An 18535-nucleotide genomic window follows, 5' to 3' on the forward strand; every position below is an offset into this window, starting at 1 on the left:
CGGCGCCATATGGCGTTGAGCTTTGGCGTATGCGCTCGGCTCACGGGTGGCTTGCGCCGCTGTCCCGCGACGTTGCCCTGTGATCGGGATGCCCGAGCAGTGGTGCCGTCGCCGTGCCTGATTCTCGCTCGGCAACGAAGGTCGCCGGCGGTGAGCCATCGGCGTTGAGCTGGAGGATGCGCTTGGGCCGGCCCTGTTCGTCGAAGAACACCTGGCCGAGGCCGGCGCTGTTCCACAGGCGTTCGCCCGAGCGGCTGCGGTCGGGGATCAGCGGGGTGACGCGCATGCGCCGCCGCTTGGTCAGCCAGTTGAGCGGTGACCAGGGCGCGTAGAGCCAGCGGTTGAGGCGATCGAACCAGTCCAGCAGCTCGGCCGGAAATTCGTTCTTGATGCCGCTGCTGGTGATTTGCCAGATGGTCGGGCTGGCGCGCCGGTGGCGGATGCTCACGCGGTAGACGAAGGAGTAGTGCACGTCGCCGGAGAGGATGACGAAATCACCCGGCGTACGCGAGTGGCGAAAGATGTTCATCATCACGCTTGCCGCGCCGCGATGCGCCATCCAGTTTTCCGCATCGACCATCAGCGGGTGGCCGGCATAGGTGAACAGTTTCTGGATGCCCTCGATCAGTTTCACGCCGAACATCGGCGCCGGCGAGACGATGATGCAGCTGGGGTGATCGAGCAGCGCCTGCTGAAAGTCGCACAGCGCTTCCCAGTCCATCAGCCCCGAGGGTTTCGACAGGTGCCCTTCGCTGCGCCAGCGGCGTGTACGGGTGTCCAGCACCAGCAGCGCGGGCGTGGTCGGCAGCACGTAGTGCCACTGCTCGAAATGCAGCAACTGGTCGATCAGTGCGTCCTGCGCTGCAGCCTGCAAGTGATGGTTCTGACGCTGCTGCAGCAGGTCGGCAAAGGCCTGCAGCGGCTCATCGAATACATCCGGGTTGTTGCCCCAGCCCTGGCACAGCAGATAGGCGAGCAGGGCGTTGCCGATAATGCGCTTGGAGAACGGATGGCCATAAGCGGTCTGCTCCCAGCGCGCAGAGAGGTTCCAGTCATCGGTGACGTCGTGGTCGTCGAAGATCATCAGTGTCGGCAGGTGGGCGAATACCCGCGCGACCTGGCCGAGGGTCTGGCGGAAGGCGTCGATGCGTTCGCGGTCACGGGCGTAACGCTGCTGCTGTTCCTCGTCCAGCGCTGGCTGCTCTTCGCTGATCAGCGTCCAGGGCAGCGGCGACCAGACCAGCAGGTACATGGCGATCATCTCGGCGAAGGTCACCAGATGATTGTCGGCGCTGCTGCTGGTGAAGACCGGCTTCTCCACGCCGCCGAAGAATTTATCGCGCAGGGTCTGGTTGCTCTTCACCGCTGGCAGCAGGTCGGCGCGTTGGTAGTAGCCGACCGGGTTGGCGTAGAGCGCCTGGCTGTCCTCGACCACGGCACCGTCGAGAAACTCGTCGAACAGGCCGAGGCGGGCGATCAGTTGATGAATGGCGCACAGCATTGGGCCGGCGACATCGTCGACATAGACCTGATCACCGCTCATCAGCAACAGCGCCGGGCGCTGTTTGGCTTCGGGTTGACTTGCCAGCAGGCGGTCGGCGCAGAGCAGGCCGTCATCGGCGGCGTGGTGTGGCTTGCGACAGGAACCGTGGAGCAGGTGGTCGACACGTGAGCGCAGGACGAAATCGGCATGCTCGGCGCCGTCGTGAAGCAGGTGCGGCGCCCAGTCGCGCATGCCTTGCGGATCATCGTCGTCGAGGATCTGCAGGTCATAGGCGATGCGTATATCTTGCGGCAGCACCTGCGTAAGGGGCAGGTCGATCAGTTGTAGCACGGCGTGCTGGCCCAGCGGCAGTTGTTGGCAGTGTTCGTCCAGCGCATGCGTCTGCGGCGCCAGGCCCTCGGGTTGCAGCCACAGTTGCAGGCTCAGCTCGCGGCTGGCCACCAGCCACAGCACCAGGCGACCTGGCTCCAGGCGGCGCAGAAGCGGGCCGGCGAGCACATCGGGCAGCGGAGCGGGGGCATTGTCTGGCATCGGTGCGGTACTTCCTGCAAGAAAAACGACAGGGGTTGGACAGTGGCAGGACGCCAGCGGTTCAGGAGGCCAGCTGGCGCAGACGCTCGAAATCGAGAATTTCGATCTCACCGTAGGTGAGCTGCACCACGCCCTGCGCCTGCAACTCCTTGAGGATCTGGTTGGTGGTCTGGCGTGACAGCGAGAGCATCAGCGCCAGCTGTTCCTGGGCCAGGTGCAGAATCCGGCGCGGTTCGCTTTCACCGTAGTTCTCAGCGATCAGCAGCAGCCGTCGGGCCAAGCGCGGCGCGGCGGGTAGCAGGCTCATGTCTTCCAGGGTGAGGAAGGCCAGGCGCAGCTTGTGGCTCATCAGTAGGGCGAAGTCGCGCCAGTACTGCGGCTCGCGTTCGAGCAGCGCGAGCAGGTCGTGCTGGGGCAGCAGCAGCAGGGTGCTGGCGCTTTCGGCGAAGGCATCGTGGGTGCGTGGCAGGCCATCGAACAGAGAAATTTCGCCGAACCAGTAGGGCGGCTCGACCAGGGTCAGCAATGCCTCCTTGCCGTTTTCGCTAACCGCGCCGATACGCACTGCACCTTCGACTACCGCATACAGCCCGCTGGGTTTTTCGCCGCGGCGAAACAACCGCTGGCCGGCATCCAGGCGTTGCACCTGGGCCATTTCCAACAGGCTCTGGCTCAGCGCTGGGGGCAATGCGGCGAACCAGTGACCCTGGTTCAGCTGGCTGAAGTAATGATGAGGATCGGCCATTGCGGCTCCTGTGAGGTTGCGCGGCGGTGCGGCGATCCCTGCCATTGTCGGCTAGCCGACAGTGCGACTGGCCAAGGTGGAGGGATCATGTACGGGCCCGTTTCACACCTGAGGACGATAATAATGAAAACCCTCGTCGATCACCTGGCGCAATATGCCGCCTACCATCGCGACCGGCGCAATATCGCCAGCCATTTCCTCGGCATCCCGATGATCGTGCTGGCCGTCGCCGTGCTGCTGTCGCGGCCAGGTTTCCATCTCGCCGGCCTGTGGCTGGCGCCTGCCACGCTGGTGGCGCTGGCGTCGGCGTGGTTCTACCTGCGTCTGGACACCCGTTTCGGCTTGCTCATGGCCGTGCTGCTGGGGCTGTGCCTGTGGGCCGGTGCCAGCCTGGCGGTCGCTTCCACTGCCCTGTGGCTGACGGCAGGCATTGGCCTGTTCGTGGTCGGCTGGGTCATCCAGTTCATCGGTCATTACTACGAAGGACGCAAGCCGGCCTTCGTCGATGACGTCATGGGGCTGGTGATCGGCCCGCTGTTCGTGGCCGCTGAACTGGCTTTCCTGCTCGGCCTGCGCAAGGAAGTCGAACATGCCGTGGTGGAGATCGCCGGCCCGACCTGCATCCGCGAGAAGAAGGCGCTGGCCTGAGCAAGCGCTGCTTCTGCTATCTGTCGCGGCTGAAGCCCCTCCCACGGTCCCACTGGAGTGTGGGAGGGGCTTCAGCCGCGAGCCTTTCTAGAACATCTCCATCCACTGCGCCGTCATCAAGCGTGCATGACGATCCACGGTAATGGGCGCGAAGGGACGACCGGAGACGCTCTGCAGGGTGTTGCTCTGGCTGTTCATGTCGGCCAGCGCGGCACGCAGGTAGCTCCAGCGCGTCTGCAGCTTGGTCACCTGCGGGGCGGATTGGTCCTCGATTGCCTGCAGCTCGCTGTCGATGGCGGGCAGCAGCAGGCGTTCATCCTGACCGAGGTAGGTGCCGGGTTGCTCGCGAGCGATCTCGAAGGTACCCAGGTAGGAGCGGCTGAGGTATTGCACACAGAGGTACTCGACCTTGGCCGCCAGCTCGCTCTCGCCTTCGGCGCCCGGCAGGGCCCGGGCCGTGCTGAGGAAGTCACGCAGGGCGCGGCTGAGGTCCTCGGGGAAGCGCCAGGGCACGTTCTCGTCACCGGGGCCATAGGAAACACCGTTGCGCAATTGGGTAACGAGGGCCTGATGCGCGCTGGTGAGTGCGGCGCTGCCCTGCGGCAGGCTCTGCATGGCACCGGCCAGCGCGGCGAGGTCGGCTTCCAGGCGCTGCTGATGGGTCTTCTGGAAACCTTCGCCACGTAACAGCATCAGGCTGCTGGTGGCGCGGCTGGCGTGTACCTGAATCTGTTCCTGCGGGCTGACGGCCTCGGCGAAGGCCACTGGCGAGAGCCCGACGAAGAGTCCGAGCGACCAGAAAAAAGCATGGCGCAACAGTGCTTTACAGCGCATCCGGGGTGCTCCTTGTTATTGTTTTGAGCAGGTATGCAGTGGGGCAGCGTCAATGACGCAGCGCCAAGACTACTGCGTGACGCGCTGCAGAGCATGACCCGAAAGAGTGATTTCGTCGGAAATCGCTACCGTTCAGGTGCTGTTCGCCAGATTGCGCAGGTACTCGGCGGTGAAAGCGTCGGCGGGGAAGAAGGTTTCCAGTGCCAGTTCGGCGAGGGTCACGTCATTCGGGGTGCCGAACACCGTGATGGTGCTGATCAGGCTGAGCACACCTTGTTCGCTGTGCAGTTGCAGCGGCACCAGCACGGCGTCGCTCGGTGGCGCAGGGACTTCAGCCGGCGCCGGATAACCGCGCAGCTCATCGAGCAGGCTGAACAGGGCTTCGTCGCCGCTGATTTCGGCGTCACGCTGCAGGCGCATCAGCAGGTGTGCGCGCCACAGGGCGAGGTTGGCGATACGCGGTGCCAGGCCTTCGGGGTGTAGCGACAGGCGCATCACATTGAGCGGCGGGCCGAGCAGAAAGTCCGGCATGCCGGCGAGAAAGGGGCCGACCGAGGCGTTGGCTGCCAGCAGGTTCCACTGTCGGTCGATGGCCAGCGCCGGATAGGGTTCATGGGCCTTGAGCAACTGTTCGATCGCCTGGCGGGCTGGAGCCAGCGCCGGGTCGCTCAGCTCGTGCTGGCTGTACAGCGGGGCGAAACCGGCTGCGCTGAGCAGCCGATTGCGCTCGCGCAGGGGAATCTCCAACTGCTCGGCGAGATGCAGCAGCATCTCGCGGCTGGGCTGCGCACGTCCGGTCTCGACGAAGCTCAGGTGGCGGGTGGATATCTCCGCCTCGCAGGCGAGGTCAAGCTGGCTCAGGCGGCGCCTTTGGCGCCATTGGCGCAAAAGGGCGCCGGCGGTCTGGGTATTGTTCATGGCCAGCACGATAGTTCAGTCAGGTCATGTCGGCCATTACCTGGCAGGTAATCGACGCGCTGCTGTTTTCGGCGAAATCTGTAGGCCAGGCACCACTCCGGTGCCCCTACGGAGGATTCGCCATGAACGCACTGCAACCCACCCCGGTGCTGCGCAACGCCCTCTTGCTCGATGGCCTGCTCAGCGGTGTCACCGGTCTGCTACTGGTCTTGGCGGCCGGCTGGCTGGGCGCCTTCCTCGAACTACCGCGCATGCTGTTGCTGGTCGCCGGTAGCGCCCTGCTGCCGTTCGCAGCGCTGCTGGTGTGGTTGTCCAACCGCGCCGAAATCAGCCGCCAGGCGATCTGGGCGGTGATCGCGGTCAACGCGCTGTGGGTGATCGACAGCCTGCTGGTACTGGTGATCGGCTGGGTGTCGCCGAACCTGTTCGGCTACGCCTTCGTTATCGCTCAGGCGCTGGCGGTGGCGCTGCTGGCCGAGTTGCAATGGTTCGGCCTCAAGCACTCGCAGGCTGCCGCCGTTTGATGGTCAGGTTCAGAGACCGCGCAGCGCCAGTTCTGCCCCAAGCAGCAACAGGCCGATGAAGAACCAGCGCTTGAAGCGCTCCGCGCTGATACGTTTGCGCAGCCACTGGCCGCCGGCCATGCCCAGCAGTGCGGGTACCAGGGCGAGGGCCGATACGCCCAGCACCGCCGGTTGCAGCAGTTCACCGCTGTGACCGAGCGCTGCCGCCAGAGCCAGGGTGGAGACGCTGAAGGACAGCCCCAGGGCCTGAACCAGATCGTCCTTCTCCAGGCCGATGGCCTGCAAGTAGGGCACGGCGGGAATCACGAATACACCGGTAACCGCGGTGATCGCGCCGGTGAGCGCACCGATCACCGGGCCCAACCAACCTTCCTTCGCGCGTTCCACACGAAAGTGCACCTTGGCCAGGCCAAGCAGTGCATAGACCACCAGGGCGACGCCCAACCAGCGGGTCGCGCCGGGCAGGTCGAGACTCTGCAGTACAGCGGCGACCAGCAGCGTGCCGAACAGGATGCCCAGCAGCATCGGCCACAGCCGGCGCAGCATCGGCAGTGGGCTGCGACCGTCGCACAGCTGCCAGATGTTGGTCACCATCGACGGGATGATCAGCAGCGCGGCGGCCTGCAATGGCGCCATCACCAGGCCGAGCAGACCGACGGCGATGGTTGGCAGGCCAAGGCCAACCACACCCTTGACCATGCCGGCGAGCAGGAAGGTGACGAGGATCAGGAGCAGGTGCTCAGTCATCGAGCTGCCCCCTACTCGTGGATCGCGCGGCTGTCGGCCGGCGCCTGTTCGCGCTCGTGCATGCAGTAGTCGCGTAGCACCTGGGCCACGCGCAACCGATAGTGACTGAAGACCTCCTCGCGTCCTGCCGTCTGTGCGCGCCGGTGTTCCTCGCGCTGGCGCCAGGCCTGGATCGCGGCTTCGTCCTGCCAGAACGATAGCGACAGGATCTTCCCCGGCTGGGTCAGGCTCTGGAAGCGCTCGATGGAAATGAAACCCGGCTGCTCGGCGAGCAGCGGGCGCAACTCACCGGCGAGGTCGAGATAGTCCTGCTGCTGGTCTGGCTTGGCCTGAACTTCGAAGATCACGGCGAGCATCGGTTTCTCCCTGGCTGGCTCTGGCTGAAATTGCCTGCCAGTATCCATATTTACTGCACGCCATGTTTCGTCATGAGGTGAACTATGGAATACGCACCGGGTTTCAGTTCGATTGCCGCGCTGCTCGCCGATGCCGGGCGCGCCAGCATGGTCTGGGCGCTGATGGATGGCAGCGCGCGGCCGGCCGGCGAGCTGGCCTTGTTGGCGGGGCTGTCGCCTTCGTCGACCAGCGCGCACCTGGCCAAGCTGGTAGAAGGCGGCCTGCTGGCGCAGCAACGCCATGGGCGCAATCGCTACTACCGCCTGGCCGGGCCGGAAGTCGGGCAACTGGTCGAGGCTCTGGCCAGTGCCGCGCTGGCCGCGCAGCCACGGCAACCACGCGCGGTGCCGGCTTCACGCGGTACTCCGCAGACCATGCGCGAGGCGCGCACCTGCTATGACCATCTGGCCGGCGAGTTGGCGGTCGGCGTGTTCGCGCGCATGCACGCGGCTGACTGGCTGAGCGAGGAGGGCAATGCACTGCAACTGACGGCAAGCGGCGAGCAGGGGCTGCAGGCGTTGGGGATCGATCTGCACCAGGTCAACCGTCAGCGCCGCCAGCGACTCTGTGCCTGCCCGGACTGGAGCGAGCGCAAGCCGCATCTCGGTGGTGCGCTGGGCGCGGCGTTGCTGGGTCTGTGCGAAGGCGAGGGCTGGTTGCGGCGCAGCACGGGTTCGCGTGCGCTGCAGGTCTCACCCCAAGGGCGTAGGGCGATCATGGCGATCGCGGCTCCGTAGAGTGGGCTGAGCGACGATTCGTTTCAGCCCACCAAACAAAGGTTGAGCTCTGAGCGGTGGGCTGAAGCCCACCCTACGTACTGCCGCCCGGCCCACCTTACGAAGAGCTACACCTGGGCGCTGACCGGCTTGCCGCCCTTGGGCTTGAAGTACAGGGTGGTGCCGCGGGCGAGGTTGTCCAGGCTGACGTGATCCTTGGCCACCTCGGCCTCGATCAGCTCGTCCTGGCCCTCGACCTTGAGGGTGATGCGGGTGATCGCGCCGAGCAGACGAATGTCGCGTACCTCGCCGGCCTTGTGCTCCGGGCTCGGTTCGCTGGACAGGTCAACCTCGTGCGGGCGGAACAGCACGTGGTGATCGTTGCCGACGTAGAGGCGGTTGGCGTCACCGAGGAAGTGGTAGACGAAATCGCTGGCCGGATACTCGTAGACTTCGGCCGGCGTGCCGATCTGCTCGATCACGCCCTTGTTCATCACCACGATGCGGTCGGCCACTTCCATGGCTTCTTCCTGGTCGTGGGTGACGAATACGCTGGTCAGGTGCACGTCTTCGTGCAGGCGCGCCAGCCAGCGGCGCAGCTCCTTGCGCACCTTGGCATCCAGCGCGCCGAAGGGTTCGTCGAGCAGCAGCACTTTCGGCTCCACCGCCAGGGCGCGGGCCAGGGCGATACGCTGGCGCTGACCGCCGGAGAGCTGTTCGGGGTAGCGATCGCCAAGCCAGTCGAGCTGTACCAGGTTGAGCAGTTCGTGCACCTTCTGCTGGATCACCTCTTCACTCGGGCGCTGGCCCTTGGGCTTCATGCGCAGGCCGAAAGCGACGTTGTCGAACACCGTCATATGGCGGAACAGCGCGTAGTGCTGGAACACGAAGCCGACGTTGCGATCACGCACGTCGTGGTTGGAGACGTCCTCGCCATGGAACTCGATGGTGCCGCTGTCCGGGGTTTCCAGGCCGGCGATGATGCGCAGCAGGGTGGTCTTGCCGCAGCCGGACGGGCCGAGCAGGGCGACCAGTTCGCCGCTCTGGATGTTCAGGTTGATCTCGTTCAGCGCCTTGAACGCGTTGAAGTTCTTGCTGACGTTACGGATTTCGATACTCATGTTTTATTCCTCGCCAGCACTGGCTTTGCGGCGGTTGATACGGGATTCGCTCCACTGCTTGAGCAGCAGGATGAACAGCGCCAGAAGCAGCAGCAGGCTGGCAACGCTGAAGGCGGCGACGTGATTGTATTCGTTATAGAGAATCTCGACATGCAGCGGCAGCGTGTTGGTGTAGCCGCGGATGTGCCCGGAGACCACCGAAACCGCGCCGAACTCGCCCATCGCCCGCGCGGTGCACAGCACCACGCCGTAGATCAGGCCCCATTTGATATTGGGCAGGGTCACGTGCCAGAACATCTGCCAGCCGTTGGCACCGAGCAGGCGCGCGGCCTCTTCCTCCTGCGTGCCTTGTTCCTGCATCAGCGGGATCAGCTCGCGGGCGACGAAGGGCACGGTGACGAACACGGTGGCGAGGACGATGCCGGGCAGGGCGAAGATGATCTGGATGTCGTGCTCGCGCAACCAGGGGCCGAAGAAGCCCTGGGCGCCGAACAGCAGCACATAGATCAGACCGGCGATTACCGGTGACACCGAGAACGGCAGGTCGATCAGGGTCACCAGCATGCTCTTGCCGCGAAACTCGTACTTGCTCACGCACCAGGCGGCGGCCACGCCGAACACCAGGTTGAGCGGCACGGCGATGCCCACGGCGAGCAGGGTCAGTTTCAGCGCGCTGATGGCGTCAGGTTCGAGGATCGAAGTGACGAACACGCCGACGCCCTGTTTGAGCGCCTCGGTCGCCACCACGAACAAGGGCAGCAGCAGGAAGAAGGCGAACACCAGCCAGGCCGAAACGATCAGCAGGCGGCGGCCCAGGGCGTTGCCACGGCGTGCGGCATTGTTGGCGGCACTGGCCGTCAGGGTTGCAGATGACATGCCTGGCTCCTCAAGAACGGCTGATGCGACGCTGCAGCAGGTTGATCAGCAGCAGCAGAATGAACGACACCACCAGCATCAGCACACCGATGGCGGTGGCGCCGGCATAGTTGTACTGGTCCAGCTGCACCATGATCAGCAGCGGCAGGATCTCGGTCTTCATCGGCATGTTGCCGGCGATGAAGATCACCGAGCCGTATTCGCCAACGCCACGGGCGAAAGCCAGGGCAAAGCCGGTCAGCCAGGCCGGCAGTAACGCCGGCAGCAGCACATGGCGAGCCACCTGCAACGGCTTGGCACCGAGGCAGGCGGCGGCTTCCTCGACCTCGCGGGGGATGTCGGCCAGCACCGGCTGCAGGGTGCGCACGACGAAGGGCAGGGTGACGAAGGTCAGCGCCAGGGTGATGCCCAGCGGGGTGTAGGCGATCTTGAAGCCCAGGGCCGTGGCGAACTGGCCGATCAAACCGTTGGGCGCGTAGAGCGCGGTCAGGGCGATACCGGCAACGGCTGTGGGCAGGGCGAACGGCAGGTCGATCATCGCTTCGATGACCTTGCGACCGGGGAAGGTGTAGCGCACCAGCACCCAGGCCAGCAGCGTGCCGATCACGCCGTTGATGATGGCAGCGAGAAAGGCGGTGCCGAAGCTCAGCTTCAGGGCGGCCAGCACGCGCGGTGAGGAAATGATTGCCCAGAACTGATCCCAGGTGAGCTGGGCAGCGTGGACGAACATGGCACCCAGGGGAATCAGCACCAACAGGCTGAGGTACACCAGGGTGTAACCCAGCGTCAGCCCGAAGCCGGGTATGACGGGGGAAGTGCGGCGAGACATGCAAGCTCCTTGGTAGGGCGGGTGGAACCCGCCACTGGCTGCGACGATCTGGTGGGCCGTGCACTGGTGCGCACGGCGCACCCTAAGGGCTACTGCGCCTGGTAGATCTGGTCGAAGATGCCGCCATCGTTGAAAAACTTCGGTTGCGCGCTCTTCCAGCCGTCGAAGTCAGCGTCGATGGTTACCAGCTTGAGCTGCGGGAACTGCTTGGCGAACTCGGCCGCCACCGCCTGGTTGCGTGGGCGGTAGAAGTGCTTGGCGGCGATACGCTGGCCTTCCTCGCTGTACAGGTAGTTGAGGTAGGCCTCGGCGACCTTGCGGGTGCCTTTCTTGTCGACGTTCTGATCGACCACGCTCACCGGCGGTTCGGCGAGGATCGACAGCGAAGGCGCGACGATCTCGAAGTTCTCTCCGCCTTCTTCCTTGAGCGCCAGGAAGGCCTCGTTCTCCCAGGCCAGCAGCACGTCGCCGATGCCGTTGTTGACGAAGGTGATGGTCGAGCCGCGGGCGCCGGTATCGAGCACCGGGACGTTCTTGTAGAGCTTCTCGGTGAAGGCCTTGGCCTCAGCTTCGCTGCCATACTTCTGCTGGGCATAGGCCCAGGCAGCGAGGAAGTTCCAGCGCGCACCGCCGGAGGTTTTCGGGTTCGGGGTGATCACTTCCACGCCCGGTTTGACCAGGTCATCCCAGTCCTTCAGGCCTTTCGGGTTGCCCTTGCGCACCAGGAACACGATGGTCGAGGTGTAGGGGGTGCTGGCGTCCGGCAGACGCTCCTGCCAGTTTTCCGGGATCAGCTTGCCGAGCTTGTACAGCTCGTCGATATCGCCGGCCAGAGCCAGGGTCACCACGTCGGCGCGCAGGCCGTCGATAACCGCGCGGGCCTGCTTGCCCGAACCACCGTGGGATTGCTGGATGGTCACCGCTTCGTTGCCCTGGGCCTGCCAGTGCTTGTTGAAGGCGGCGTTGAATTCGGTGTACAGCTCACGGGTCGGGTCGTACGACACGTTGAGCAGGGTTTGTGCGGCGGCCACCGGGCCGGCGATCAGACTGCTGGCCAGCGCGGCCAGGGCAAAACGACGAAGGGACATGGTGCAGCTCCTAACTGTGAAATTCTTGTGTTGGCGTATTGGGTGTCAGGCGGGGCGATCTTTCTCGAGCCCTCTGGTGGTCCAGTCGGGCCGCATCATGTTTCAGCTGTTCTTGGTGCTCGGTTGTTGCAGGCGAATCTTTTCCTTGCGCTCGATCTGCACGACCTGGCCGTTGTGCACGGTGATTTCCACCGAGCCGAATTTCAGGCCATGCAGGGCGGTCTGAATCTCGCGCAGGATGCTGGCTTCATCCTGGCCTTCGAGGTTTCTCAGCGTCGCGGTCATTTCCAGGCTCCTTGTGAATAGGTCGCCACGGCGGCGGTATGGAGTACCGACGCTGGCGTGGAGCGGATAGTAGAGAGGCGGAAATATTCTTAAAAATATTGTTTAAGAACATTTATATGCTTTTTGGAAATATAAGGCGTCGTGTGTTTGCCTTGAATTTTTGGAATAAGCAAATAAGCTCTTATTCTTTTTGTAATTAATTCGTACTGCCTAGACTGACGCCATTCGATTGAAGGAGGCGCCGTGATGGGCAGCGAAGCAATCCGTTATCTGATCCTGCCGGGTTGGCAGGGCTCCCCCGAAGAGCACTGGCAAAGCCATTGGCAGCGCAGCCTGCCGAACAGTGCGCGTGTGGAGCAGAAGGACTGGCTCCACCCGCAACGTAGCGACTGGGTCACCGCGTTGAACCAGGCAGTCGCCGACGATCCGCGTCCGCTCATCCTCATCGCCCATAGCCTGGGCTGCGTGACGGTGGCGCATTGGGCCACGCAGGCACCGGTCGAACTGCTGCGCCGTGTGCGCGGCGCGCTGCTGGTGGCGCCGGCCGATGTCGAGCGGCCGGGCTGCCCCGAGGCGCTGCAGAATTTCGCACCGATGCCGCGTGATCTGCTGCCCTTTCCCAGCCTGCTGGTGGGTTCCGACAACGACGCAGCGGCCAGCGCCCTGCGCGCCATGGAGCTGGCGCGGGCCTGGGGTAGCGAGGCGGCGATTCTGAGCGGTGCAGGGCATATCAACGTGAAGTCCGGGCACCGTTACTGGGAGCAGGGCTTCGGTTATCTGTATCGCCTGCAGAGCCGCATCGAACAGCAGTCGCGCTTGCGCGCCTGAGACTGTCATTGCTGCACCACCTTTCTCATCGCGGCGCACCCTACGGCGTGCATCGGTCTTGACGTAGGGTGCGCCATGCGCACCGGGTATGCCGCAATTGTCGGGCATCTGGTAATCGCCCCGGATTGCATCCGGTCTACGAGACAGGGGCATCTGCGTGTGCTTGGTGCGCGCGGCGCATCCTACGGTCGACCGGATCGTTTGTCCCGCACCCTACGGCGCGAGTAGCGATACCGACTTGATCTGCGCCCAGATCGTCTGTTCGGCATGAATGCCCAACTGATCGAAGGAGTAGCGGGTGATCCGCGCCAGCAGGCGCTGCTCACCCAGGCGCAGGGTCAGCAGCATCTGCGCATCGAGCGCCTGCCAGCTTTCCACCGTCGCCTGCAGCAGGTTGAGCAGGCTGCAATCCTCGGCGCGATTGAGCGCCAGGCTGACGTCGCGTGCCTTGATTTTCACCCTTACCCGATGCCCGCTGGGCAGCGCCGCATGGGGCAGGCGCAGGTACGCTTCGCTGCCAGGAAGGCTCAGTTGCAGCAGGTCGTAGTCGCCGTCGTGAGCGCAGACCTGGCCGTCGATCACCGCCTCGGCATCCTCGTCGCTGGCGAAGGGCAGGTCGGCGCGCAGCAGTAACTCCTTGAGCGGGCCGCTGGCGCGCACCTGGCCTTCGTCGAGCAGCACCAGATGATCGGCCAGGCGCGTCACCTCGTCCGGCGCATGGCTGACGTAGAGCACGGGGATGTCCAGTTCCTCGTGCAGGCGCTGCAGATACGGCAGCACTTCCTGTTTGCGCTTGAGGTCCAGCGAAGCCAGCGGCTCGTCCATCAGCAGCAGGCGTGGGCTGGTCACCAGCGCGCGGGCAATACCGACGCGCTGGCGTTCGCCGCCGGACAGCGCCGAGGGCATGCGTTCGAGCAGATGAGCGATGCCCAGTAGCTCCAGCGCCTGATCCAGCGCCACCTTGCGTTGCGACGCGGGGATGCGCCGCTGGCCGTACTCCAGATTCTTGCGCACGCTCAGGTGCGGGAACAGGTTGGCGTCCTGAAACACGTAGCCGATGGCGCGTTTGTGCGCCGGCAGAAAGAAACCGCGCTCACTGTCTTGCCAGAGCTCTCCAGCCACCTGCAGGTAGCCCTGCTGCGGGCGATCCAGCCCGGCGAAGCAGCGCAGGCAACTGGTCTTGCCCGAACCGGAATGGCCGAACAGCGCACTGATGCCGCGTCCGGGCAGGTCGAGGTCGACATCCAGGGTGAAGCCCGGATGCTTGACCAGAAAGCGCGCGCGAATGCGTCCATCGTCGTGGATGGCAGGTATCGGTGCCTTGCCGAACCCGAACATCACAGTGCCCTCATCCGGGCATTACGCCCGCCGTACAACGCCAGCAGAACGATGAAGGAGAACGCCACCATGCCGCCGGCCAGCCAGTGCGCCTGGGCGTAGTTCATGGTTTCCACGTGGTTGTAGATCTGCACCGACACCACCTGGGTCTTGCCGGGGATATTGCCGCCGATCATCAGCACCACGCCGAACTCACCGATGGTATGGGCGAAGCTGAGAATGGCGGCGGTGATGAAACCAGGGCGGGCCAGCGGCAGCACCACGCTGAAGAAGGTATCCCAGGGGTTGGCGCGCAGGGTGGCGGCGGCCTCCAGTGGGCCGCGACCGATGGCCTCGAAGGCGTTCTGCAACGGCTGTACGACGAAGGGCAGGGAATAGAAGATCGAACCGATCACCAGACCGGTAAAGGTGAAAGTGAAGGTGCCGAGACCAAGGCTCTGCGTCAGTTGGCCGAAGAACCCATTGGGCCCCATGCTCACCAGCAGGTAGAAGCCGATCACCGTCGGCGGCAGCACCAGCGGCAGCGCGACAATGGCACCGACCGGGCGCTTGAGCCAGGACTCGGTGCGCGCCAGCCACAGCGCGATGGGGGTACCGATGATCAGCAGCAGCACGGTGGTCAGCGTGGCCAGCTCCAGGGTCAGGAGGATGGCGTCGAGGTCATTCTTGGACAGCGGCATGCAGGGATTCCGGAAGTGGCGAACGTAGCCCGGATGCAATCCGGCTACGGCAGTTTATAGCCGAACGATTCGATCACCCTGGTCGCTTCCGCGCTCTGCAGGTACTCGACCAGTGCCGCAGCGGCCGGATTGTCCGCGCCCTGCTTGAGGATCACCGCGTCCTGCTTGATCGGGTCGTACATGGTGTCCGGCACGATCCAGGCCGAGCCGCTACTGACCTGGCCGTCCTTGTACACCTGCGACAGCGCGACGAAACCCAGCTCGGCATTGCCGGTTGAGACGAACTGGTACGCCTGGGTGATGTTCTGTCCCTCCACCAGCTTGGCTTTCACCGCCTCGCTCAGGCCCAGCTTGTCCAGCACCTGCATCGCGGCCAGGCCGTAGGGCGCGGCCTTGGGATTGGCGATGGACAGGTGCCTGAACTGGCCGGCTTTCAGCACCGCGTCGGTGCCGTCGAGGTAGCTGGCATCGGCTGACCACAGCACTAGGCTGCCGATGGCGTAAGTGAAACGCGAGCCGGGCACTGTTGCACCTTCGCTCTCCAGCCTGGCCGGCGTCGTGTCGTCGGCGGCGAGCAGCACATCGAACGGCGCGCCATTCTTGATCTGTGCATAGAACTGCCCGGTAGCGCCGAAGGACGCCACCAGCTTGTGCCCGGTGGCCTTCTCGAACGCGGGCGCGATGGCCTGCATCGGTGCGGTGAAGTTGGCGGCCACGGCGACCTTGACCTCGTCGGCGATGGCGCCGCTGGTGAAGATCAGGCTGAGGGCGAGCAAGCTGTGCTTGAGAGGCTTGAGCATGGAGATTCCTGTCGAGTGCAGGTGTAGGGGCCATTGTGGGTTGGGCAATCCTACCTCGTTATGTTTTTTTGTATATAGCGCTATTGCGGACTGTTTCCATGCACGATCTTCGTGCGCACCATCTGCGAAGTTGAGCGCCTGCTGCTCGATGGCTAGCGCGTCACTGGTCTGGAGCTGCGTCAGAACGGCCAGTGGCGCACCTAGCGGTGCACCCGCGAGACCATCCTCTATGCCTGCGTGCCGTGCATCATGATTGGCGAGAAGGCGGCCGATCTGATTCGCCAGGGCTGAGCCCGGCTCAGCTCGTCTTGCGCTTGCCTGAAGACAGGCGCGAGACACCCAGCAGGACCAGTGCCAGGCCGGCGATCTGGTACAGGGTGATGGCCTCGCCGAGCAGCACCCAGGCGGCAAACAGTGTCAGCACCGGGCCCAGGTTGCCGAACATGGCGGCATGGCTGGCGCCCATGCGCTGCACGGCCAGGGCCAGCCAGTAGATCGGCAGCACCGTCGACAGCAGCGCCATCAGTGCGCCGTACAGCCATACCTCGCTCGGCAGGTTCGCCAGTTGCGTCGGGTCACCGCTAATGGCGTAGTGGATCAACACCATGATCGCCGAGGAACCGCCGGCCAGTCCCGCCAGGCGCATCGAGCCGACCCGGCGAATCACCACGCCGGTGCCCAGGTAGTACAGGGCGTAGGTCACCGCGCTGGCGAACACCCAGGCGGCACCCAGCAGGATCTGCTCGCTGTCGCCCTCCACGCGGATGTCATGTACCAGGGCGATGCTCAGGCCCAGGTAGCACAGGCCCAGGGCGAGGAAGGTGCGCGGGCCCGGCCGCTCGCCCAGCGCCAGCATCTGCAACAGCAGCACCAGCGTCGGGTAGGTGAACAGGATCAGCCGTTCCAGCCCGGCGCTGATGTACTGCAAGCCGTAGAAGTCGAACAGGCTCGACAGGTAGTAGCCGAGCATCCCCAGCAGCAGGACGTGCGCCCAGTCCTTCGCCGACAAGCGCGCTTGCCCGATGCCCCGGCTCAGCCACAGCAGCCAGGCGAACAGCGGCAAGGCCAGGCCCATGCGCAGGCTCAGCACGGTGATGGCATCCACCGGCGCGGCGGCATAGCTGAGTTTGACGAAGATGGCTTTCAGGCTGAAACCGGTGGCCGAGAGCACGGCGAACAGCACGCCGTTGTCCAGGCTGCGCCGGTACGAGGCGGTCAGAGCATTCATGAGCGGGGCTGCGGCAGGGGAGTGAGCTGTTATTCTGAGCGGAAAGCTACACGGCCAGAATCGCAATTTCACGAAGATGGCTTTCTGATTTGGAGAAGGCTTCATGCATTTCGACCTGCCCGACCTGCGCCTGATCGCGGCGATTGCCGCCACCGGCAGCCTGAGCAAGGCGGCGGCGACCTTCCCCGTCGCCGTGTCGGCGGCCAGCACCCGCCTGCGTCTGTTCGAGGAGCGCTGCGGGCTGACGCTGTTCGTGCGCAGCAGTGACGGCATGAGCCTGACCCCCGCCGGCCGCTTGGTACTGGAGGCCTGCCAGGGCGTGCTGAAGGAGGCCCGCCAGCTCAGCGACACCCTGCAGGAACTCAACGGCGAGCGGCGCATCACCCTGCGCCTGGCGGCCTCCACGGTGGCCAACAGCACCTTCCTGCCGGCGGCGCTCGGGCCGTTCCTGGCCGACTACCCCGAGGTGGATCTGCAACTGGCCGAGTACAACAGCAAGGACGTGCTGAAAATCGTCAGGGAAGGCAGCATCGACATCGGCGTTTACGACGGCAACCTGGCCACCGATGACCTGCTGTCGCTGCCGTTTCGCAACGACCGCCTGGTGCTGTTGGTGCCCCATGGCCATGCGCTGATTGAGCAACGCCCGGCCTCGCTGCGCAATGCACTCAACTACCCCTTCGTCTGCCTGCCGGCCGAGCGCGCGATGCAGCGTTTCATCGAATACATGGCGGTGCGCAATGCCTTGCCGCTCAAGGTGCGAGTACGCGCGCCGAGCTTCGATGCCATCGCCCAACTGGTGGCGCAGGGCGTTGGCGTGTCCATGCTGCCCGAGGTAGCCGCGACCCGCTTCGCCCAGGAACTGCCGGTGGCGGTGGTGATGCTGGAAGATATCTGGGCCACCCGCGAACTGCGCCTGTGCGTGCGCAGTTGGGAGTCGCTGTCGTCCCATGCACGGCAGCTGGTCAGCTATCTCTCGCCCGAGCGGCCAGCTGGCGACAGCATGGGTGCGTGACGAGGTGGGAGGGGCTTTCGGCTCTGGCATCCTGCTTCGCTCTACCTCCTGCATCCATGCAGTCGTAGCCGCGACAGTTGCCGCGCAAGCACCTCCACCGGGCATCACTTGAAGAACTGGCTGGGCGTGGTGCCGAACTGCTTCTTGAACATGGTGGCGAAGGCGCTGGGGCTGTCGTAGCCCAGCTCTCCGGCGATGTCGATGATCTTCTCGCCCAGGGCGATACGCTCCAGCGCCAGCAACAGGCGCGCCTGCTGGCGCCACTGGCCGAAGGTCATGCCGGTGCCCTTCTGGAACAGGCGCTGGATGGTCTTCTCGTCCAGGCCCAGGCGGGTGCTCCAGTCGGCCAGGGTGGAGGCGTCGCCAGGGTCGTTCTGTAGCGTGGTGCAAATCGGCTGCAGGCGCGGGTCGGCCGGCTGCGGCAGGTGCAGCGGCAGGGTCGGCAGGATGCGCAGTTCATCGAGGATCAGGCGCATCACCCGTGCCTCGCGGGAGTCGTCGGCGTAGGGCTGGGTGATCGCCACGGCGGCGCGGATCAGTTCACTGAGCAGCGGCGAGATGGCCACGGCGCGGCACTCGGCGGGCATATCCGCCAGGCTGTCGGGGCGCACGAAGACGCTGCGCATTCGCACGCTGCCGATGCAGCGGATCGCGTGCACCTGGCCGCAAGGCATCCAGATACCGCGGCTCGGTGGCACCGTCCACTGATTCAGCGCCGAGGTCACCACCATCACCCCGGAAATGGCGTAGATCAGCTGGTGCTTGTTGCGGTGCGAGTGCGGCTCGATGATGGCGTTGATCGGGTAATCGGTGGCGCTGCTGCTGACCAGCCAGGGGGAAGCGTCGATCTCGGCCAGCAGCTTGTCAGCTAAGCGCATGGATGT

Annotated in this window: 21 protein-coding genes; 5 read left to right on the forward strand and 16 right to left on the reverse strand. The window is 64.7% G+C overall.

Features of this window, described 5'->3' with window-relative positions; genetic code table 11:
- Positions 1 to 40: 40 nt before the first annotated feature.
- Together BM186_RS23650 and BM186_RS23655 are read right to left on the reverse strand one after the other, a co-directional pair.
- Positions 41 to 2035, reverse strand: coding sequence for a metallophosphoesterase family protein (locus BM186_RS23650; RefSeq protein WP_074918762.1), 1995 nt, complete (start codon positions 2033 to 2035; stop codon positions 41 to 43).
- Positions 2036 to 2096: 61 nt separating this feature from the next.
- Positions 2097 to 2780 carry a Crp/Fnr family transcriptional regulator gene (locus BM186_RS23655; protein ID WP_074918763.1) on the reverse strand — a complete coding sequence of 228 codons (684 nt, stop codon included), beginning with the start codon at positions 2778 to 2780 and terminating at the stop codon, positions 2097 to 2099.
- A 123-nt stretch (positions 2781 to 2903) separates the two neighbouring features.
- Between BM186_RS23655 and BM186_RS23660 the strand changes: the two genes are divergently transcribed.
- Complete coding sequence (locus tag BM186_RS23660) at positions 2904 to 3428, forward strand: Mpo1 family 2-hydroxy fatty acid dioxygenase (RefSeq protein ID WP_074918764.1); 525 nt, start codon at positions 2904 to 2906, stop codon at positions 3426 to 3428.
- An 87-nt stretch (positions 3429 to 3515) separates the two neighbouring features.
- Here BM186_RS23660 and BM186_RS23665 read toward each other — a convergent pair whose 3' ends face one another.
- Both BM186_RS23665 and BM186_RS23670 read right to left on the reverse strand, forming a co-directional pair.
- The gene (locus BM186_RS23665; protein WP_074918766.1) at positions 3516 to 4262 is read right to left on the reverse strand and encodes a hypothetical protein; all 747 of its coding nucleotides are present in this window, start codon (positions 4260 to 4262) and stop codon (positions 3516 to 3518) included.
- Positions 4263 to 4394: 132 nt separating this feature from the next.
- On the reverse strand, positions 4395 to 5180 hold the full coding sequence (locus BM186_RS23670) for an MmyB family transcriptional regulator (RefSeq protein WP_072426251.1): 786 nt from the start codon (positions 5178 to 5180) through the stop codon (positions 4395 to 4397).
- Between the two features lie 122 nt (positions 5181 to 5302).
- On the opposite strand from BM186_RS23670, the gene BM186_RS23675 reads away from it, so the two are divergent.
- Positions 5303 to 5704: a hypothetical protein gene (locus BM186_RS23675; RefSeq protein ID WP_074918768.1), complete on the forward strand. Its 402-nt coding sequence runs from the start codon at positions 5303 to 5305 to the stop codon at positions 5702 to 5704.
- A gap of 9 nt (positions 5705 to 5713) precedes the next feature.
- Here BM186_RS23675 and BM186_RS23680 read toward each other — a convergent pair whose 3' ends face one another.
- Both BM186_RS23680 and BM186_RS23685 read right to left on the reverse strand, forming a co-directional pair.
- On the reverse strand, positions 5714 to 6451 hold the full coding sequence (locus BM186_RS23680) for a sulfite exporter TauE/SafE family protein (RefSeq protein WP_074918770.1): 738 nt from the start codon (positions 6449 to 6451) through the stop codon (positions 5714 to 5716).
- 11 nt (positions 6452 to 6462) lie between these two features.
- Complete coding sequence (locus BM186_RS23685; RefSeq protein ID WP_074918772.1) at positions 6463 to 6807, reverse strand: antibiotic biosynthesis monooxygenase family protein; 345 nt, start codon at positions 6805 to 6807, stop codon at positions 6463 to 6465.
- Positions 6808 to 6891: 84 nt separating this feature from the next.
- On the opposite strand from BM186_RS23685, the gene BM186_RS23690 reads away from it, so the two are divergent.
- Positions 6892 to 7584, forward strand: a complete 693-nt coding sequence (locus tag BM186_RS23690; RefSeq protein WP_074918774.1) for an ArsR/SmtB family transcription factor — start codon at positions 6892 to 6894, stop codon at positions 7582 to 7584.
- Between the two features lie 107 nt (positions 7585 to 7691).
- Here BM186_RS23690 and BM186_RS23695 read toward each other — a convergent pair whose 3' ends face one another.
- From BM186_RS23695 to oscA, 5 genes are all read right to left on the reverse strand, one after another.
- Positions 7692 to 8684, reverse strand: coding sequence for a sulfate/molybdate ABC transporter ATP-binding protein (locus BM186_RS23695; protein WP_072426198.1), 993 nt, complete (start codon positions 8682 to 8684; stop codon positions 7692 to 7694).
- Between the two features lie 3 nt (positions 8685 to 8687).
- Positions 8688 to 9560: a sulfate ABC transporter permease subunit CysW gene (cysW, locus tag BM186_RS23700; protein ID WP_074918776.1), complete on the reverse strand. Its 873-nt coding sequence runs from the start codon at positions 9558 to 9560 to the stop codon at positions 8688 to 8690.
- 10 nt (positions 9561 to 9570) lie between these two features.
- Positions 9571 to 10389, reverse strand: coding sequence for a sulfate ABC transporter permease subunit CysT (cysT, locus tag BM186_RS23705; RefSeq protein WP_074918778.1), 819 nt, complete (start codon positions 10387 to 10389; stop codon positions 9571 to 9573).
- Between the two features lie 89 nt (positions 10390 to 10478).
- Complete coding sequence (locus BM186_RS23710; protein WP_072426201.1) at positions 10479 to 11477, reverse strand: sulfate ABC transporter substrate-binding protein; 999 nt, start codon at positions 11475 to 11477, stop codon at positions 10479 to 10481.
- Positions 11478 to 11579: 102 nt separating this feature from the next.
- Positions 11580 to 11762 (reverse strand): sulfur starvation response protein OscA, encoded by a 183-nt coding sequence (oscA, locus tag BM186_RS23715; RefSeq protein ID WP_003464528.1) that lies wholly within the window; start codon positions 11760 to 11762, stop codon positions 11580 to 11582.
- Between the two features lie 246 nt (positions 11763 to 12008).
- Between oscA and BM186_RS23720 the strand changes: the two genes are divergently transcribed.
- Positions 12009 to 12590: an RBBP9/YdeN family alpha/beta hydrolase gene (locus tag BM186_RS23720; RefSeq protein ID WP_074918780.1), complete on the forward strand. Its 582-nt coding sequence runs from the start codon at positions 12009 to 12011 to the stop codon at positions 12588 to 12590.
- Between the two features lie 213 nt (positions 12591 to 12803).
- On the opposite strand, the gene modC is transcribed toward BM186_RS23720, so the two are convergent.
- From modC to BM186_RS23740, 4 genes are all read right to left on the reverse strand, one after another.
- Complete coding sequence (gene modC / locus BM186_RS23725; protein WP_074918782.1) at positions 12804 to 13928, reverse strand: molybdenum ABC transporter ATP-binding protein; 1125 nt, start codon at positions 13926 to 13928, stop codon at positions 12804 to 12806.
- Positions 13928 to 14608, reverse strand: coding sequence for a molybdate ABC transporter permease subunit (modB, locus tag BM186_RS23730; RefSeq protein WP_074918784.1), 681 nt, complete (start codon positions 14606 to 14608; stop codon positions 13928 to 13930). Before modB ends, modC begins: the two co-directional genes overlap by 1 nt.
- Positions 14609 to 14652: 44 nt before the next feature.
- Complete coding sequence (gene modA / locus BM186_RS23735; RefSeq protein WP_074918785.1) at positions 14653 to 15408, reverse strand: molybdate ABC transporter substrate-binding protein; 756 nt, start codon at positions 15406 to 15408, stop codon at positions 14653 to 14655.
- A gap of 298 nt (positions 15409 to 15706) precedes the next feature.
- A complete protein-coding gene (locus tag BM186_RS23740; RefSeq protein ID WP_074918787.1) occupies positions 15707 to 16636 on the reverse strand; it encodes a DMT family transporter in 930 nt (309 codons plus the stop codon).
- A gap of 103 nt (positions 16637 to 16739) precedes the next feature.
- Here BM186_RS23740 and BM186_RS23745 point away from each other — a divergent pair, with 103 nt between their 5' ends.
- Entirely contained in the window at positions 16740 to 17651 is a 912-nt protein-coding gene (locus BM186_RS23745; RefSeq protein WP_074918789.1) for a LysR family transcriptional regulator, read from the forward strand.
- Between the two features lie 104 nt (positions 17652 to 17755).
- Here BM186_RS23745 and BM186_RS23750 read toward each other — a convergent pair whose 3' ends face one another.
- Positions 17756 to 18529: an AraC family transcriptional regulator gene (locus BM186_RS23750; protein ID WP_074918791.1), complete on the reverse strand. Its 774-nt coding sequence runs from the start codon at positions 18527 to 18529 to the stop codon at positions 17756 to 17758.
- Between the last annotated feature and the right edge of the window lie 6 nt (positions 18530 to 18535).

Origin of the sequence: Ectopseudomonas toyotomiensis (genome assembly GCF_900115695.1) — a bacterium.
GTDB lineage: Bacteria > Pseudomonadota > Gammaproteobacteria > Pseudomonadales > Pseudomonadaceae > Aquipseudomonas > Aquipseudomonas toyotomiensis.

Excerpts from the sequence above, each read along its gene's own strand:
- BM186_RS23650 (WP_074918762.1), bottom strand. The coding sequence starts at position 2,035 with ATGCCAGACAATGCCCCCGCTCCGCTGCCCGATGTGCTCGCCGGCCCG.
- BM186_RS23655 (WP_074918763.1), bottom strand. The coding sequence starts at position 2,780 with ATGGCCGATCCTCATCATTACTTCAGCCAGCTGAACCAGGGTCACTGG.
- BM186_RS23660 (WP_074918764.1), top strand. The coding sequence starts at position 2,904 with ATGAAAACCCTCGTCGATCACCTGGCGCAATATGCCGCCTACCATCGC.
- BM186_RS23665 (WP_074918766.1), bottom strand. The coding sequence starts at position 4,262 with ATGCGCTGTAAAGCACTGTTGCGCCATGCTTTTTTCTGGTCGCTCGGA.
- BM186_RS23670 (WP_072426251.1), bottom strand. The coding sequence starts at position 5,180 with ATGAACAATACCCAGACCGCCGGCGCCCTTTTGCGCCAATGGCGCCAA.
- BM186_RS23675 (WP_074918768.1), top strand. The coding sequence starts at position 5,303 with ATGAACGCACTGCAACCCACCCCGGTGCTGCGCAACGCCCTCTTGCTC.
- BM186_RS23680 (WP_074918770.1), bottom strand. The coding sequence starts at position 6,451 with ATGACTGAGCACCTGCTCCTGATCCTCGTCACCTTCCTGCTCGCCGGC.
- BM186_RS23685 (WP_074918772.1), bottom strand. The coding sequence starts at position 6,807 with ATGCTCGCCGTGATCTTCGAAGTTCAGGCCAAGCCAGACCAGCAGCAG.
- BM186_RS23690 (WP_074918774.1), top strand. The coding sequence starts at position 6,892 with ATGGAATACGCACCGGGTTTCAGTTCGATTGCCGCGCTGCTCGCCGAT.
- BM186_RS23695 (WP_072426198.1), bottom strand. The coding sequence starts at position 8,684 with ATGAGTATCGAAATCCGTAACGTCAGCAAGAACTTCAACGCGTTCAAG.
- cysW (WP_074918776.1), bottom strand. The coding sequence starts at position 9,560 with ATGTCATCTGCAACCCTGACGGCCAGTGCCGCCAACAATGCCGCACGC.
- cysT (WP_074918778.1), bottom strand. The coding sequence starts at position 10,389 with ATGTCTCGCCGCACTTCCCCCGTCATACCCGGCTTCGGGCTGACGCTG.
- BM186_RS23710 (WP_072426201.1), bottom strand. The coding sequence starts at position 11,477 with ATGTCCCTTCGTCGTTTTGCCCTGGCCGCGCTGGCCAGCAGTCTGATC.
- oscA (WP_003464528.1), bottom strand. The coding sequence starts at position 11,762 with ATGACCGCGACGCTGAGAAACCTCGAAGGCCAGGATGAAGCCAGCATC.
- BM186_RS23720 (WP_074918780.1), top strand. The coding sequence starts at position 12,009 with ATGGGCAGCGAAGCAATCCGTTATCTGATCCTGCCGGGTTGGCAGGGC.
- modC (WP_074918782.1), bottom strand. The coding sequence starts at position 13,928 with ATGTTCGGGTTCGGCAAGGCACCGATACCTGCCATCCACGACGATGGA.
- modB (WP_074918784.1), bottom strand. The coding sequence starts at position 14,608 with ATGCCGCTGTCCAAGAATGACCTCGACGCCATCCTCCTGACCCTGGAG.
- modA (WP_074918785.1), bottom strand. The coding sequence starts at position 15,408 with ATGCTCAAGCCTCTCAAGCACAGCTTGCTCGCCCTCAGCCTGATCTTC.
- BM186_RS23740 (WP_074918787.1), bottom strand. The coding sequence starts at position 16,636 with ATGAATGCTCTGACCGCCTCGTACCGGCGCAGCCTGGACAACGGCGTG.
- BM186_RS23745 (WP_074918789.1), top strand. The coding sequence starts at position 16,740 with ATGCATTTCGACCTGCCCGACCTGCGCCTGATCGCGGCGATTGCCGCC.
- BM186_RS23750 (WP_074918791.1), bottom strand. The coding sequence starts at position 18,529 with ATGCGCTTAGCTGACAAGCTGCTGGCCGAGATCGACGCTTCCCCCTGG.